The 15,867-nt window shown below is 72.3% G+C and carries 15 protein-coding genes; 14 read left to right on the plus strand and 1 reads right to left on the minus strand.

The annotated features are described in order from the left end of the window. Positions 1 to 32: 32 nt before the first annotated feature. The 8 genes from aroC to nusB all read left to right on the plus strand — a co-directional run bounded on the left by aroC (position 33) and on the right by nusB (position 6,801). Entirely contained in the window at positions 33 to 1,217 is a 1,185-nt protein-coding gene (gene aroC / locus ACZ60W_RS18955) for a chorismate synthase (protein WP_469756459.1), read from the plus strand. Then, entirely contained in the window at positions 1,214 to 1,735 is a 522-nt protein-coding gene (locus ACZ60W_RS18960; RefSeq protein ID WP_469756460.1) for a shikimate kinase, read from the plus strand. The genes aroC and ACZ60W_RS18960 overlap by 4 nt, the downstream gene beginning before the upstream one ends. Then, positions 1,732 to 2,826, plus strand: a complete 1,095-nt coding sequence (gene aroB, locus ACZ60W_RS18965; RefSeq protein ID WP_469756461.1) for a 3-dehydroquinate synthase — start codon at positions 1,732 to 1,734, stop codon at positions 2,824 to 2,826. Before ACZ60W_RS18960 ends, aroB begins: the two co-directional genes overlap by 4 nt. Then, positions 2,823 to 3,269, plus strand: coding sequence for a type II 3-dehydroquinate dehydratase (gene aroQ / locus ACZ60W_RS18970; protein WP_469756462.1), 447 nt, complete (start codon positions 2,823 to 2,825; stop codon positions 3,267 to 3,269). The genes aroB and aroQ overlap by 4 nt, the downstream gene beginning before the upstream one ends. Before the next feature lie 113 nt (positions 3,270 to 3,382). Further along, positions 3,383 to 4,480, plus strand: coding sequence for an AAA family ATPase (locus ACZ60W_RS18975; RefSeq protein WP_469756463.1), 1,098 nt, complete (start codon positions 3,383 to 3,385; stop codon positions 4,478 to 4,480). Between the two features lie 152 nt (positions 4,481 to 4,632). Next, complete coding sequence (locus tag ACZ60W_RS18980) at positions 4,633 to 5,745, plus strand: aminopeptidase P family protein (protein WP_469756464.1); 1,113 nt, start codon at positions 4,633 to 4,635, stop codon at positions 5,743 to 5,745. Between the two features lie 49 nt (positions 5,746 to 5,794). Then, complete coding sequence (efp, locus tag ACZ60W_RS18985) at positions 5,795 to 6,361, plus strand: elongation factor P (RefSeq protein ID WP_469756465.1); 567 nt, start codon at positions 5,795 to 5,797, stop codon at positions 6,359 to 6,361. Positions 6,362 to 6,363: 2 nt separating this feature from the next. Continuing rightward, positions 6,364 to 6,801, plus strand: coding sequence for a transcription antitermination factor NusB (nusB, locus tag ACZ60W_RS18990; protein ID WP_366303555.1), 438 nt, complete (start codon positions 6,364 to 6,366; stop codon positions 6,799 to 6,801). Positions 6,802 to 7,119: 318 nt separating this feature from the next. Here nusB and bldD read toward each other — a convergent pair whose 3' ends face one another. Then, positions 7,120 to 7,620 (minus strand): transcriptional regulator BldD, encoded by a 501-nt coding sequence (bldD, locus tag ACZ60W_RS18995; protein WP_017242229.1) that lies wholly within the window; start codon positions 7,618 to 7,620, stop codon positions 7,120 to 7,122. A gap of 246 nt (positions 7,621 to 7,866) precedes the next feature. Between bldD and pyrR the strand changes: the two genes are divergently transcribed. The 6 genes from pyrR to carB all read left to right on the plus strand — a co-directional run bounded on the left by pyrR (position 7,867) and on the right by carB (position 15,812). After that, positions 7,867 to 8,433, plus strand: a complete 567-nt coding sequence (gene pyrR, locus ACZ60W_RS19000) for a bifunctional pyr operon transcriptional regulator/uracil phosphoribosyltransferase PyrR (protein WP_469756466.1) — start codon at positions 7,867 to 7,869, stop codon at positions 8,431 to 8,433. Between the two features lie 85 nt (positions 8,434 to 8,518). Next, positions 8,519 to 9,508 carry an aspartate carbamoyltransferase catalytic subunit gene (locus tag ACZ60W_RS19005; protein WP_469756467.1) on the plus strand — a complete coding sequence of 330 codons (990 nt, stop codon included), beginning with the start codon at positions 8,519 to 8,521 and terminating at the stop codon, positions 9,506 to 9,508. A 2-nt stretch (positions 9,509 to 9,510) separates the two neighbouring features. Beyond that, positions 9,511 to 10,797: a dihydroorotase gene (locus tag ACZ60W_RS19010; RefSeq protein WP_469756468.1), complete on the plus strand. Its 1,287-nt coding sequence runs from the start codon at positions 9,511 to 9,513 to the stop codon at positions 10,795 to 10,797. Beyond that, a complete protein-coding gene (locus ACZ60W_RS19015) occupies positions 10,794 to 11,366 on the plus strand; it encodes a PH-like domain-containing protein (protein ID WP_469756469.1) in 573 nt (190 codons plus the stop codon). The genes ACZ60W_RS19010 and ACZ60W_RS19015 overlap by 4 nt, the downstream gene beginning before the upstream one ends. Continuing rightward, positions 11,363 to 12,511: a glutamine-hydrolyzing carbamoyl-phosphate synthase small subunit gene (carA, locus tag ACZ60W_RS19020; protein ID WP_469756470.1), complete on the plus strand. Its 1,149-nt coding sequence runs from the start codon at positions 11,363 to 11,365 to the stop codon at positions 12,509 to 12,511. The genes ACZ60W_RS19015 and carA overlap by 4 nt, the downstream gene beginning before the upstream one ends. After that, a complete protein-coding gene (carB, locus tag ACZ60W_RS19025) occupies positions 12,504 to 15,812 on the plus strand; it encodes a carbamoyl-phosphate synthase large subunit (RefSeq protein WP_469756471.1) in 3,309 nt (1,102 codons plus the stop codon). Before carA ends, carB begins: the two co-directional genes overlap by 8 nt. The last annotated feature ends 55 nt before the right edge of the window (positions 15,813 to 15,867 follow it).

A 15,867-nucleotide genomic window follows, 5' to 3' on the forward strand; every position in this document is an offset into this window, starting at 1 on the left:
GCAGTGCCCAGGCGCGAGCATGAGGAGCATCGTTGAGCAGGTTGCGTTGGCTGACCGCTGGGGAATCCCACGGACCCGCGCTGGTCGCGACGCTGGAGGGTCTTCCCGCCGGCGTCCCGGTCACCACAGAGCTGGTGGCGGACCACCTCGCGCGGCGACGCCTCGGCTATGGGCGTGGCGCCCGCATGAAGTTCGAGCAGGACGAGATCACCTTCCTGGGCGGTGTCCGGCACGGACTCTCCCTCGGCTCCCCGATCGCCGTCATGGTCGGCAACACCGAGTGGCCCAAGTGGGAGAAGGTCATGTCGGCCGACCCGGTCGACCCCTCGGAGCTCAAGGAGACGGGCCGCAACGCGCCCCTGACCCGGCCCCGCCCCGGCCACGCCGACCTCGCCGGCATGCAGAAGTACGGCTTCGACGAGGCCCGGCCGATCCTGGAGCGCGCCAGCGCCCGGGAGACCGCGGCCCGCGTCGCCCTCGGTGCCGTCGCCCGGTCCTTCATCAAGGAGGCCGCCGGCATCGAGATCGTCTCGCACGTCGTCGAGCTGGCCGCGGCCAAGGCGCCCTACGGCGTCTACCCGGTCCCCGGTGACGTCGAGCGCCTCGACGCCGACCCGGTCCGCTGCCTCGACGCCGACGCGTCGAAGGCGATGGTCGCCGAGATCGACCAGGCCCACAAGGACGGCGACACCCTCGGCGGCGTCGTCGAGGTCCTCGCCTACGGCGTGCCCGTCGGCCTCGGCTCGCACGTCCACTGGGACCGGCGTCTCGACGCCCGCCTCGCCGCCGCCCTCATGGGCATCCAGGCCATCAAGGGCGTCGAGGTCGGCGACGGCTTCGACCTCGCCCGGGTGCCCGGCTCCCAGGCGCACGACGAGATCGTCCGCACCGAGGACGGCATCAAGCGCACCTCCGGCCGCTCCGGCGGCACCGAGGGCGGTCTGACCACCGGCGAGCTGCTGCGCGTCCGCGCCGCCATGAAGCCGATCGCGACCGTGCCGCGCGCCCTCGCCACGATCGACGTCGCCACCGGCGAGGCCACCGCCGCCCACCACCAGCGCTCCGACGTGTGCGCCGTCCCGGCCGCCGGCATCGTCGCCGAGGCCATGGTCGCGCTCGTCCTCGCCGACGCGGTCGTCGAGAAGTTCGGCGGCGACAGCCTCCCCGAGACGCGGCGCAACGTGCGGTCGTACCTCGACAACCTGCACATCCGGTGACCGGCGGTCCCCTGGTCGTCCTCGTCGGGCCCATGGGCTCCGGCAAGTCCACGGTGGGCGCGCTCCTGGCCGAGAAGCTGGGCGCGCCCTACCGGGACACCGACGCCGACATCGTCGCCGCCGAGGGACGCGAGATCTCCGACATCTTCGTCGAGGACGGCGAGGAGTACTTCCGCGCCCTCGAACGGGCCGCGGTCGCCGCGGCGGTCGCCGAGCACGAGGGCGTCCTCTCCCTCGGCGGCGGTGCCGTCCTCGACGACGGCACCCGCGCCCTGCTGACCGGGCTGCCCGTCGCGTACCTCTCGATGGACGTCGAGGAGGCCGTGCGCCGCGTCGGCCTCAACACCGCGCGGCCGCTGCTCGCCGTCAACCCGCGCCGCCAGTGGCGCGAGCTGATGGAGGCGCGCCGCCACCTGTACACCGAAGTCGCCCGGGCCGTCGTCACCACCGACGACCGCACCCCCGACGAGGTCGCGGACGCGGTCCTCTCGGCACTGGATCTGAAGAAGGACGCATGACGGACCAGGAAACGACCCGTATCCACGTCGCGGGCAGCGCGGGCACGGATCCGTACGAGGTGCTGGTCGGCCGCCAGCTGCTCGGGGAGCTCCCCGCCCTCATCGGCACCCAGGCCAAGCGGGTCGCCGTGATCCACCCCGAGGCGCTCGCCGACACGGGCGAGGCGCTCCGCGCGGACCTCGCCGAGCAGGGCTACGAGGCGGTCGCCATCCAGGTGCCGAACGCCGAGGAGGCGAAGACCGCCGAGGTCGCCGCCTACTGCTGGAAGGCGCTCGGCCAGACCGGCTTCACCCGCAGCGACGTCGTCGTCGGCGTCGGCGGCGGCGCCACCACGGACCTGGCCGGCTTCGTCGCCGCGACCTGGCTGCGGGGCGTGCGCTGGATCGCCGTCCCGACCACCGTCCTGGCGATGGTCGACGCGGCCGTCGGCGGCAAGACGGGCATCAACACCGCCGAGGGCAAGAACCTCGTCGGCGCCTTCCACCCGCCGGCCGGGGTGCTCTGCGACCTCGCCGCGCTGGACTCGCTGCCCGTGCACGACTACGTCAGCGGCCTCGCGGAGATCATCAAGGCCGGCTTCATCGTCGACCCGGTGATCCTCGACCTCATCGAGGAGGACCCGCAGGCGGCCCGTACGCCCGCCGGTCCGCACACCGCCGAGCTGCTGGTCCGCTCGATCAGGGTGAAGGCCGAGGTCGTCTCCGGCGACCTCAAGGAGTCGGGCCGCCGCGAGATCCTCAACTACGGCCACACCCTCGCCCACGCCATCGAGAAGAACGAGCGGTACAAGTGGCGCCACGGCGCCGCCGTCTCCGTCGGCATGGTCTTCGCCGCCGAGCTCGGCCGGCTGGCCGGACGCCTCGACGACGCCACCGCCGACCGGCACCGCGCGATCCTGGAGTCCGTCGGCCTGCCGCTGACCTACCGCGGTGACCAGTGGCCCAAGCTGCTGGAGACCATGCGGGTCGACAAGAAGTCCCGCGGCGACCTGCTCCGCTTCATCGTGCTCGACGGGATCGGCAAGCCGACCGTCCTGGAGGGCCCGGACCCGGCGGTGCTGATCGCGGCGTACGGCGAGGTGTCCGCGTGAGCGAGGCGCGTCCGGTCCTCGTGCTCAACGGCCCCAACCTGGGCCGTCTGGGTTCCCGCGAGCCCGACATCTACGGGGCCACCTCGTACAAGGGCCTCGTCGAGTCCTGCCGCACGCTCGGCACGGAGCTCGGCTTCGACGTCGACGTGCGGGAGACCAACGACGAGGGCGAGATGATCCGCTGGCTGCACGAGGCCGCGGACCGCTCGATCCCCGTGGTGATCAACCCCGGCGCCTTCACCCACTACTCGTACGGGATGCGCGACGCGGCCGCCCAGCGGACCGCCCCGCTCATCGAGGTGCACATCTCGAACCCGTACGCCCGGGAGGAGTTCCGGCACACCTCCGTCGTCGCCGCCGTGGCGAGCGGGACGGTGGCCGGCTTCGGGATCGGTTCCTACCGGCTGGCCCTGCGGGCGCTCGCCGAGGAGCTCGACGGCTGACGGGGCACCGGGCGGCGTTCCCGCCCGTTCCCCCTGAGGGGGGCGGGGGCGGTAACGTTCCGGCGTCCACGGTTACCAGAGGCCGACAGGCGTACGAGACGGAGTGGCACCGGATGCAGCACGCAGTGGGGGGTCCGCTGCCATCGCCCGAGCGGCCGGGGCAGGCACCTGAACCCGGCCCCGTCCCCCTTCCGGGAGCGGCGGCCGGACCGGGCGCGGCCACGGGGAGCGGCGCGCCCGGCGCGCATCCCCCCGTACCCCCGGCACCGCCCCTGGGCGGCCCCTATCCGGGCCGTCCGGCCGGCCCGCCGCCGGTCGGCGCACCGTCGCCGGTGACCCCGCCGGCCGCTCCGGTGCCGCCCCCCGCGGCCCCGCTCGCCGGGGCGCCCCACCCGGCCGGCCCGGCCTCCGCCGGGGGACGGCTCGGTGTGCACCCCGCCGCGCAGGCCGGCGGCCCCCCGCACCCGCAGGCTCCGTCCCCGCAGCCCGGCCCGGGGACGCCGGGCTGGGGCTCGCCCGGGGCGATACCCCAGGCCCCGTCCGCGTCCCGCTATCCGGCCGGTCCGCCGCAGCGGGCCGACCTGACCGGTCAGGTCCAGCTGCCGCCGGTGGGCCTCACTCCGGTGCCCTCCCCGGAACACGGGGGGACCGGCACCGCCACGCTCGCCGTCCTGCTGATCGGACCGGCGGGCGCGGGCAAGACGACGGTGGCGCGGCACTGGGCGCAGCGCCGCCGGGTGCCCACGGCCCACATCAGCCTCGACGACGTCCGCGAATGGGTCTGCTCCGGCTTCGCCGACCCGCAGTCGGGATGGAACGAGCATTCGGAGGCGCAGTACCGCCTCGCACGCCGGACCTGCGGCTTCGCCGCGCGCAACTACCTCGCCAACGGCATCTCCTGCATCGTCGACGACGCGGTCTTCCCCGACCGTCCCGTCGTGGGCCTCGGGGGCTGGAAGCGCCACGTCGGGCCCGGCCTGCTGCCGGTGGTCCTGCTGCCGGGCCTGGAGGTCGTCCTGGAGCGGAACGCGGAGCGCAGCGGCAACCGGCGGCTCTCGGACGAGGAGGTCGCCGCCATCCACGGCCGGATGGCCGGCTGGTACGGCTCCGGGCTGCCGATCATCGACAACTCCACCTACGACGTGGAGACCACCGCCCGCGTCCTCGACGACGTCCTGGCCCGCGCGATCGCGAGCCCGCCCACCTGGTGATCCGTCCGTCCACCGGTTCCCGGCCCGCGCCGGCGGCCGGGGGACGGTCCGGGTGGGGCCCGCCGCCGTCCGGCGGTCCGCCGCGGGCGGGGGCCCGCACGGTCGGCGGCGCAGAACAGGCCGCCGCGGCGCCGTGCTCGTAGGCTCGGAGCATGTCACAGGTGTATGCGGACCGCCGTGTACGGCTGCGCGACCGGTGCGCGGCCGCGGGCAGCCCGGCGGCCCTGGTCTCCCGCCCCGCCAACGTCCGCTATCTCGCCGGCGGCTCGCCGCCGGGCGCGGTCCTGCTCGTCGGCCCCGAGCCCGACGCCGACGTGCTCCTCTGCCCCGTCGCCCCCGGCGGGGAGCCGGCCGACGGACGGCTCGACGAGCTGCTGAGACAGCAGGTCCTGCCGACCGGCGGCGGCGACCCGGCCGTCGCGGCCGTCGACCTGGCCCGGCTGGCCGGGGCCGAGGCGCTCGCCGTCGAGGAGCACGACCTCACGGTCGCCCGGCACCGGGCGATGGGCTCCGCCGCCCCCGGACTGCACCTCGCCGACCTCGCCTGCGCCGTGGAGCAGCTCAGGATCGTCAAGGACGAGGACGAGATCGCCTGTCTGCGGATCGCCGCCGAGATCGCCGACCAGGCCCTCGGCGAGCTCCTGGAGTCGATCCTGGTCGGGCGGACCGAGCGGCACCTGGCCCTGGAGCTGGAACGCCGGCTCGTCGACCACGGCGCCGACGGCGCCGCCTTCCCCACCTCCGTGGCCACCGGGCCGCACTCCGGGCGCCGCGGGCACCGGCCGACCGACCGCCGGGTCGAGGAGGGTGATTTCCTCTCCGTCTGCCTCGGCGCGGACTACCGCGGCTACCGCTGCGAGATCGGCCGGACCTTCGTCATCGGCACGACCCCGGACGACTGGCAGATCGAGCTGTACGAGCTCGTCTTCGCCGCTCAGCGGGCCGGGAGGGAGTCCCTGACGCCGGGCGCCGGCTACCGGGACGTGGACCGCGCGGCCCGCCAGATCCTGGACGCGGCGGGGCACGCGGAGGCCGTCGTGCCGCTCATCGGGCACGGGGTGGGGCTCGAAATCGACGAGGACCCGCAGCTCTCACCCTCGGCCATGGGTAAACTGGACGCTTGTGTGCCGGTCACCGTCGAACCGGGGGTCCACCTCCCGGGCCGGGGCGGTGTCCGGATCGATGACACGCTCGTCGTGCGCCAGGAGGCGGACGGCGGACCCGAGCTACTCACCATCACGACCAAGGAGCTGCTCGCGCTGTAAGGCGCGTACGCCTCCACGGTCCCACGTCAGTCCAGGAGATTCCGCAACCGTGGCTTCCACGAACGACCTCAAGAACGGCATGGTGCTCAAGCTCGAAGGCGGCCAGCTCTGGTCCGTCGTCGAGTTCCAGCACGTCAAGCCCGGCAAGGGCCCGGCCTTCGTGCGCACCAAGCTCAAGAACGTGCTGTCCGGCAAGGTCGTCGACAAGACCTTCAACGCCGGCGTGAAGGTCGAGACGGCCACCATCGACCGCCGCGACATGCAGTTCTCCTACATGGACGGCGACTACTTCGTCTTCATGGACATGGAGACCTACGACCAGCTGCACGTCGACCGCAAGTCGGTCGGCGACACGGCCAACTTCCTGATCGAGGGCTTCACCGCCTCGGTCGCGCAGCACGAGGGCTCGGTGCTCTACGTCGAGCTCCCGGCCGCCGTCGTCCTGACGATCGAGCACACCGACCCGGGCGTCCAGGGCGACCGCTCCACCGGCGGCACCAAGCCCGCCAAGCTGGAGACCGGCCACGAGATCCAGGTCCCGCTCTTCGTCACCACCGGTGAGAAGGTCAAGGTCGACACCCGCACCAGCGACTACCTCGGCCGGGTGAACGACTAGCCGTGGCCGCTCGGAGCAAGGCCCGTAAGCGCGCCTTCCAGATCCTCTTCGAGGCCGACCAGCGCGGTGCCTCCGTCCAGGAGGTCCTCGCCGACCAGGTGCGGCACGCGCGGTCGGACGACCGCCAGCCGCCGGTCAGCGACTTCACCATGCAGCTGGTCGAGGGGTACGCGTCCCACGTGACGCGCATCGACGAGCTCATCGCGACCTACGCGGTGGACTGGGACCTCGACCGGATGCCCGTCGCCGACCGGAACATCGTGCGCCTCGGCGCGTACGAGGTCATCTGGGAGGACGGCACGCCGGACGCGGTCGCGATCGACGAGGCCGTCCAGCTCGCCAAGGAGTTCTCCACGGACGAGTCCCCGACCTTCGTCAACGGTCTGCTGGCGCGCTTCAAGGACCTGAAGCCGCGTCTGCGCCGGGACACCGAGGACTGACGTCCTCCAGGCCGTCCCCGGCAGTCGAAGGGGCCCGCAGCACACCTGCTGCGGGCCCCTTCGGCGTCCCCGGGCGCCCTTCCGGCCCCCCGGGGCCCGACGGACCCGCCCGTGGGCGCGTACGGGCCCCGTGGAGGCGTACGGGCCTCGTGGACGCGTACGGGCCCGGTGGGACCCGCACGGGGCCGCGGCGCCGCCACGTCGCCCGCGGGGCGCTGCGCAGGGGGCGGGGAAAAGCACGGGGCCCGTGGACATCGGGTGATGTCCACGGGCCCGGCGGTACGTTTCTGCTCTGACCTGAGAAGGGCAGTGGGGAGGTCAGTTGTCCTCGTGGGCGACCGCGCGCCGCGCGTCCGCGTCCAGGACGCCCCAGCTGATCAGCTGCTCGGTGAGGACCGAGGGGGACTGGTCGTAGATGACGGCCAGGGTGCGCAGGTCGTCCTGGCGGATCGACAGCACCTTGCCGTTGTAGTCGCCGCGCTGCGACTGGATCGTCGCCGCGTAGCGCTGGAGCGGGCCGGCCTTCTCCTGGGGGACGTGCGCCAGGCGCTCCAGGTCCAGGACCAGCTTCGGCGGCGGCTCGGCGGCCCCGCCCGGGGTCGTGCCCGGCAGCAGTTCCTGCACCGGCACACCGTAGAAATCGGCCAGCTCGGCAAGACGCTGCACGGTCACCGCACGGTCACCACGCTCGTACGAGCCGACCACGACGGCCTTCCAGCGGCCCTGGGACTTCTCCTCCACCCCGTGGAGGGAGAGACCCTGCTGGGTGCGGATGGCACGGAGTTTGGCCCCGAGCTGCTTTGCGTATTCGCTGGACATAACGCTCCCGGACGCTGTGACGACATGCGGCTGCGCCGCGCGGCTGGTAACTCACTGTGAGGTTACGCAGCGTTACTCTTTCCCGTCAAGCCGAATGGTCCGTACCGGCCCCTCCCGAGGGACGGCGCCCGGAGTGGCGACCGGGGGTGCGGCCCGTGCCCCCGCCCTCCCCTGGTAGAGTGAACGGCGCAATTCCGACGTCCTTTAAGAACCGTCCCGTGAGGCGGAGAAGGAGGTCCGTTTTCCATGGACACTCAGCAGCAGTACGGCGATGACGCCCGGCCCGTCCTCGAGGCCCCCGACATCGCGCGGGTCCTGACCCGCATCGCCCACGAGATCGTCGAGCGCGCCAAGGGCGCCGACGACGTGGTCCTCCTCGGCATCCCCACCCGCGGCGTCTTCCTCGCCCGCCGGCTGGCCGAGAAGCTCGAATCGATCACCGGCACCAAGATCCCGGTCGGTTCCCTCGACATCACCATGTACCGGGACGACCTGAGGCTGAAGCCGGCCCGCGCCATCGGCCGCACCGAGATCCCCGGCGACGGCATCGACGGCCGCCTCGTCGTCCTCGTCGACGACGTCCTCTTCTCCGGCCGCACCATCCGCGCCGCCCTCGACGCCCTCGGCGACATCGGCCGCCCGCGCGCCGTCCAGCTCGCGGTCCTCGTCGACCGCGGCCACCGCGAACTTCCGATCCGCGCCGACTACGTCGGCAAGAACCTCCCCACGTCGCTGCGGGAGACGGTCAAGGTCCAGCTCGCCGAGGAGGACGGTCGCGACACCGTGCTGCTCGGTGCCCGGCCCTCCTCCTAGCCGGACCGGCTTCCCCGCGGGGGCCGGGGCACCCCCCTGCGCCCCCGCATGCCCTCACACCTCCCCACCACGGAGAGAAACCCCGATGATGCGTCACCTCATCTCGGCCGCCGACCTCACCCGCGACGACGCCGTCCAGATCCTCGACACCGCCGAGGAGATGGCCCGGGTGGCCGACCGGCCCATCAGGAAGCTGCCCACGCTGCGCGGCCGGACCATCTGCAACCTCTTCTTCGAGGACTCCACCCGGACCCGGATCTCCTTCGAGGCCGCCGAGAAGCGCCTCTCCGCCGACGTGATCAACTTCGCGGCGAAGGGCTCCAGCGTCTCCAAGGGCGAGTCCCTCAAGGACACCGCGCAGACCCTGGAGGCCATGGGCGTCGACGCGGTCGTCATCCGGCACGGCGCCTCCGGCGCCCCCTACCGGCTCGCCACCTCCGGCTGGATCGACGCCCCCGTCGTCAACGCCGGCGACGGCACCCACCAGCACCCCACCCAGGCCCTCCTGGACGCCTTCACCATGCGCCGCCGCCTCGTCGGCCGCGACGAGGGCCTCGGCAAGGACCTGGCCGGCCGGCGCATCACGATCGTCGGCGACGTCCTGCACAGCCGCGTCGCCCGCTCCAACGTCGACCTGCTGCACACCCTCGGCGCCGAGGTCACCCTGGTGGCCCCGCCCACCCTGGTCCCCGTCGGCGTCGAGACCTGGCCCTGCGAGATCTCCTACGACCTCGACCGGGTGCTGCCGAAGTCCGACGCGGTGATGATGCTGCGTGTGCAGCGAGAGCGGATGAACGCGGCCTTCTTCCCCACCGAGCGCGAGTACTCGCGCCGCTACGGGCTCGACGGCCACCGGATGGCGAGGATGCCCGAGCACGCCATCGTCATGCACCCCGGCCCGATGGTCCGCGGCATGGAGATCACCGCCGAGGTCGCCGACTCCGACCGCTGCACCGTGATCGAGCAGGTCGCCAACGGCGTCTCGATCCGGATGGCCGTCCTCTACCTGCTGCTCGGCGGCAACGACTCCGCCGCCCCCGCCCCCAGCACCCCCCGCACCGAGGAGAGCAAGTAACCATGAGCAAGATCCTGATCCGTGGTGCGAAGGTGCTCGGCGGCGAGGTGCTGGACGTCCTCGTCGAGGGCGAGACCGTCTCCGGCGTCGGCACCGGCCTCTCCGCCGAGGGCGCCACCGTCATCGAGGCCGAGGGCCTGATCCTGCTGCCGGGCCTCGTCGACCTCCACACCCACCTGCGCGAGCCCGGCCGCGAGGACTCCGAGACCGTCCTCACCGGCACCCGCGCCGCCGCCTCCGGCGGCTACACCGCGGTCTTCGCCATGGCCAACACCCACCCGGTCGCCGACACCGCCGGCGTCGTCGAGCAGGTCTACCGCCTCGGCAAGGAGTCCGGCTACTGCGACGTGCAGCCCATCGGCGCCGTCACCGTCGGCCTGGAGGGCAAGAAGCTCGCCGAGCTCGGCGCCATGCACGACTCCGCCGCCGGCGTCACCGTCTTCTCCGACGACGGCAAGTGCGTCGACGACGCCGTGATCATGCGCCGCGCCCTGGAGTACGTGAAGGCCTTCGGCGGCGTCGTCGCCCAGCACGCCCAGGAGCCCCGCCTCACCGAGGGCGCCCAGATGAACGAGGGCATCGTCTCCGCCCAGCTCGGCCTCGGCGGCTGGCCGGCGGTCGCCGAGGAGTCGATCATCGCCCGCGACGTCCTCCTCGCCGAGCACGTCGGCTCCCGCGTCCACATCTGCCACCTCTCCACCGCCGGCTCCGTCGAGATCGTCCGCTGGGCCAAGTCCCGCGGCATCGACGTCACCGCCGAGGTCACGCCGCACCACCTCCTCCTCACGGACGAGCTGGTCCGCTCGTACAACCCGGTCTACAAGGTCAACCCGCCGCTGCGCACCGAGAAGGACGTCCTCGCGCTGCGCGAGGCGCTGGCCGACGGCACGATCGACATCGTCGCCACCGACCACGCCCCGCACCCCCACGAGGACAAGGACTGCGAGTGGGCCGCGGCCGCCATGGGCATGGTCGGCCTGGAGACCGCCCTCTCCGTCGTCCAGCAGACGATGGTCGAGACGGGCCTCCTCGACTGGGCCGGCGTCGCCGACCGCATGTCCTTCGCCCCCGCCCGCATCGGACGGGCCACCGGCCACGGACGACCCGTCTCGGTTGGTGAGCCCGCGAACCTGACGCTGGTCGATCCGGCTTACCGTGGTGTCGTGGACCCCGCGGACTTCGCCTCCCGCAGCCGCAACACCCCGTACGAGGGTCGTGAGCTGCCGGGACGCGTCACCCACACCTTCCTGCGGGGCCGGGCAACGGTCGTGGACGGGAAGCTGGCGTGACACCACTCATCGCAATCGCCGCACAGGCAGCCGATCAGAAGTCGGCGGAGGTGACCGACTGGGCCGGCAGGATCGGCTGGGTCGCCGGACTGCTGCTCCTCGTCGCCTTCGTCTACTGGCTGATGCGCCAGGGATGGAAGTGGCGCGGCAGCCTCCAGTCGGACCTGCCCGAGCTGCCCGCGGTGCCGCGGGAGCCGGGTGCCGCGACACTGACCCTCAGCGGGCGCTACCACGGGTCCACGACCGCCGGGCAGTGGCTCGACCGGATCGTCGCCCACGGCCTCGGCACCCGCAGCCGCGCCGAGCTCACCCTCACCGACGCCGGGATCACGGTCGTCCGCCCCGGGGCGAACGACTTCCTCATCCCGGCCGACGCCCTGCGCGAGGCCCGCCTCGACAAGGGCATCGCGGGCAAGGTCCTCGCCGAGGGCGGCCTGCTGATCGTCACCTGGACCCACGGCGAGAAGCTGCTCGACTCCGGCTTCCGCTCCGACCGGGCGGCGGAACACACCGCCTGGGTCGAGGCCATCAACTCCATGACCACCACGACGGAAGGCATCGCACGATGACGACCTCCACCCGGGGAACCAGCAAGGTTCCCGCCGTACTCGTCCTGGAGGACGGCCGCATCTTCCGCGGCCGCGCCTACGGGGCCGTGGGGGAGACCTTCGGCGAGGCCGTGTTCTCCACCGGCATGACCGGCTACCAGGAGACCCTCACCGACCCGTCCTACCACCGGCAGGTCGTGGTCATGACCGCGCCGCACGTCGGCAACACCGGCGTCAACGACGACGACCCCGAGTCCGGCCGCATCTGGGTCTCCGGCTACGTCGTCCGCGACCCCGCACGCGTCTCCTCCAACTGGCGGGCCCGGCGCTCGCTGGACGAGGAGCTGGTCCGCCAGGGCGTCGTCGGCATCTCCGGCATCGACACCCGCGCCCTCACCCGCCACCTGCGCGAGCGCGGCGCCATGCGCGTCGGCATCTTCTCCGGCGACGCCTGGACCGGCGTCCGCGACGAGGCGCTGCTCGCCAAGGTGCAGGAGCAGCCGCAGATGAAGGGCGCGAACCTCTCCGCCGAAGTCGCGACCAAGGAGACGTACGTCGTCCCCGCGATCGGCACCAAGAAGTTCACCGTCGCCGCCGTCGACCTCGGCATCAAGGGCATGACCCCGCACCGGATGGCCGAGCGCGGCATCGAGGTCCACGTGCTTCCCGCCACCGCCACCGCCGAGGACATCTACGCGGTGAACCCGGACGGCGTCTTCTTCTCCAACGGCCCCGGCGACCCGGCCACGGCCGACGGTCCCGTCGCCGTCATGCGCGCCGTCCTGGAGCGCCGGACCCCGCTCTTCGGCATCTGCTTCGGCAACCAGATCCTCGGCCGCGCCCTCGGCTTCGGCACCTACAAGCTGAAGTACGGCCACCGCGGCATCAACCAGCCGGTGCAGGACCGCACCACCGGCAAGGTCGAGGTCACCGCGCACAACCACGGCTTCGCCGTCGACGCGCCCCTCGACAAGGTCTCGGACACCCCCTTCGGGCGGGCCGAGGTCTCCCACGTCTGCCTGAACGACCAGGTCGTCGAAGGACTCCAGCTGCTCGACCAGCCGGCCTTCTCCGTCCAGTACCACCCCGAGGCGGCCGCGGGCCCGCACGACGCCGCGTACCTCTTCGACCGCTTCGTATCCCTGATGGAGGCCGAGCGTGCCTAAGCGCACCGATATCCAGTCCGTCCTGGTCATCGGCTCCGGCCCGATCGTCATCGGCCAGGCCGCGGAGTTCGACTACTCCGGCACCCAGGCGTGCCGCATCCTCAAGGCCGAGGGCCTGCGGGTGATCCTGGTCAACTCCAACCCCGCCACGATCATGACCGACCCGGAGATCGCCGACGCCACGTACGTCGAGCCGATCACCCCCGAGTTCGTCGAGAAGATCATCGCCAAGGAGCGCCCCGACGCCCTCCTGCCCACCCTCGGCGGCCAGACCGCGCTCAACACCGCGATCTCCATGCACGAGCAGGGCGTCCTGGAGAAGTACGGCGTCGAGCTCATCGGCGCCAACGTCGAGGCCATCAACAAGGGCGAGGACCGCGACCTCTTCAAGGGCGTCGTCGAGGCCGTCAAGGCCAAGATCGGCTACGGCGAGTCCGCCCGCTCGGTCATCTGCCACTCCATGGACGACGTCCTCAAGGGCGTCGAGACGCTCGGCGGCTACCCCGTCGTCGTCCGCCCCTCCTTCACCATGGGCGGCGCCGGCTCCGGCTTCGCCCACGACGAGGACGAGCTGCGCCGCATCGCCGGCCAGGGCCTCACGCTCTCCCCGACCACCGAGGTGCTCCTGGAGGAGTCCATCCTCGGCTGGAAGGAGTACGAGCTGGAGCTGATGCGCGACAAGGCCGACAACGTCGTGGTCGTCTGCTCCATCGAGAACTTCGACCCGATGGGCGTCCACACCGGCGACTCGATCACCGTCGCCCCGGCGATGACGCTCACCGACCGCGAGTACCAGCGGCTGCGCGACATCGGCATCGCGATCATCCGCGAGGTCGGCGTCGACACCGGCGGCTGCAACATCCAGTTCGCGATCGACCCGGTCGACGGCCGGATCATCGTCATCGAGATGAACCCGCGCGTCTCCCGCTCCTCCGCGCTCGCCTCCAAGGCCACCGGCTTCCCGATCGCCAAGATCGCCGCCCGGCTCGCCGTCGGCTACACGCTGGACGAGATCCCGAACGACATCACGGAGAAGACCCCGGCGTCCTTCGAGCCCACGCTCGACTACGTCGTCGTCAAGGCCCCGCGCTTCGCCTTCGAGAAGTTCCCGCAGGCCGACTCCACCCTCACCACCACCATGAAGTCGGTGGGCGAGGCCATGGCCATCGGCCGCAACTTCACCGAGGCCCTCCAGAAGGCCCTGCGCTCCCTGGAGAAGAAGGGCTCGCAGTTCACCTTCGTCGGCGAGCCCGGCGACAAGGCCGAGCTGCTGCGCGAGGCGGTCCGCCCGACCGACGGCCGCATCAACAGCGTCATGCAGGCCATCCGCGCCGGCGCCACCCCGGAGGAGGTCTTCGACGCCACGAAGATCGACCCGTGGTTCGTCGACCAGCTCTTCCTGATCAAGGAGATCGCCGACGAGCTGGCCGCCGCGGAGAAGCTCGAGCCCGAGCTCCTCGGCGAGGCCAAGCGCCACGGCTTCTCCGACGCCCAGATCGCCGAGATCCGCGGCCTGCGCGAGGACGTCGTCCGCGAGGTCCGGCACGCCCTCGGCGTCCGCCCCGTCTACAAGACGGTCGACACCTGCGCCGCCGAGTTCGCCGCCAAGACCCCGTACTTCTACTCCTCGTACGACGAGGAGAGCGAGGTCGCGCCGCGCACCAAGCCCGCCGTGATCATCCTGGGCTCCGGCCCGAACCGCATCGGCCAGGGCATCGAGTTCGACTACTCCTGCGTCCACGCCTCCTTCGCCCTGAGCGACGCCGGCTACGAGACCGTGATGGTCAACTGCAACCCCGAGACCGTCTCGACGGACTACGACACCTCCGACCGCCTGTACTTCGAGCCGCTGACGCTCGAGGACGTGCTGGAGATCGTCCACGCCGAGACGCTGGCCGGCCCCGTCGCCGGTGTCGTCGTCCAGCTCGGCGGCCAGACCCCGCTGGGTCTGTCCCAGGCGCTCAAGGACAACGGCGTGCCGGTCGTCGGCACCTCCCCGGAGGCCATCCACGCCGCCGAGGACCGCGGCGCCTTCGGCCGGGTCCTCGCCGAGGCCGGCCTCCCGGCCCCCAAGCACGGCACCGCGACCACCTTCGCCGGAGCCAAGGCCATCGCCGACGAGATCGGCTACCCGGTCCTGGTCCGCCCCTCGTACGTGCTGGGCGGCCGCGGCATGGAGATCGTGTACGACGAGGCCCGCCTGGAGTCGTACATCGCCGAGTCCACCGAGATCAGCCCCACCCGGCCGGTCCTGGTCGACCGCTTCCTCGACGACGCCATCGAGATCGACGTGGACGCGCTCTACGACGGCCAGGAGCTCTACCTGGGCGGCGTCATGGAGCACATCGAGGAGGCCGGCATCCACTCCGGCGACTCGGCCTGCGCCCTGCCCCCGATCACCCTCGGCGGCTTCGACATCAAGCGGCTGCGCGCCTCCACGGAGGCCATCGCCAAGGGCGTCGGCGTCCGCGGTCTGATCAACATCCAGTTCGCCATGGCCGGCGACATCCTCTACGTCCTGGAGGCCAACCCGCGCGCCTCCCGGACCGTCCCCTTCACCTCGAAGGCGACCGCGGTGCCGCTCGCGAAGGCCGCCGCCCGCATCTCGCTGGGCGCCACCGTCGCCGAGCTGCGCGCCGAGGGCCTGCTGCCGAAGACCGGCGACGGCGGCACCCTGCCGATCGACGCGCCGATCTCCGTCAAGGAGGCCGTGATGCCCTGGAGCCGCTTCCGCGACATCCACGGCCGCGGCGTCGACACGGTCCTCGGCCCGGAGATGCGCTCCACCGGCGAGGTCATGGGCATCGACGCGGTCTTCGGCACGGCGTACGCCAAGTCGCAGGCCGGCGCCTACGGCCCGCTGCCCACCAAGGGCCGCGCGTTCATCTCCGTCGCCAACCGCGACAAGCGCTCGATGATCTTCCCGGCCCGCGAGCTCGTCGCCCACGGCTTCGAGCTGCTCGCCACCTCCGGCACCGCCGAGGTCCTCAAGCGCAACGGCATCAACGCGACGGTCGTGCGCAAGCTCAGCGAGGGCGAGGGCCCGAACGGCGAGAAGACGATCGTCCAGCTCATCCACGACGGCCAGGTCGACCTGATCGTCAACACGCCGTACGGCACCGGCGGCCGCCTCGACGGCTACGAGATCCGTACGGCCGCGGTGGCCCGCAGCGTCCCGTGCCTGACCACGGTCCAGGCGCTCGCCGCCGCCGTCCAGGGCATCGACGCGCTCAACCGCGGCGACGTCGGCGTCCGCTCGCTCCAGGAGCACGCGGAGCACCTGATCGCGGCACGCGACTAGCAGCCCGTCAGAGGAGGGGGACACCGGCAGGATCTGCGGTGTCCCCCTCGTCATG

Source organism: Streptomyces sp. NPDC104202 (assembly GCF_055584185.1).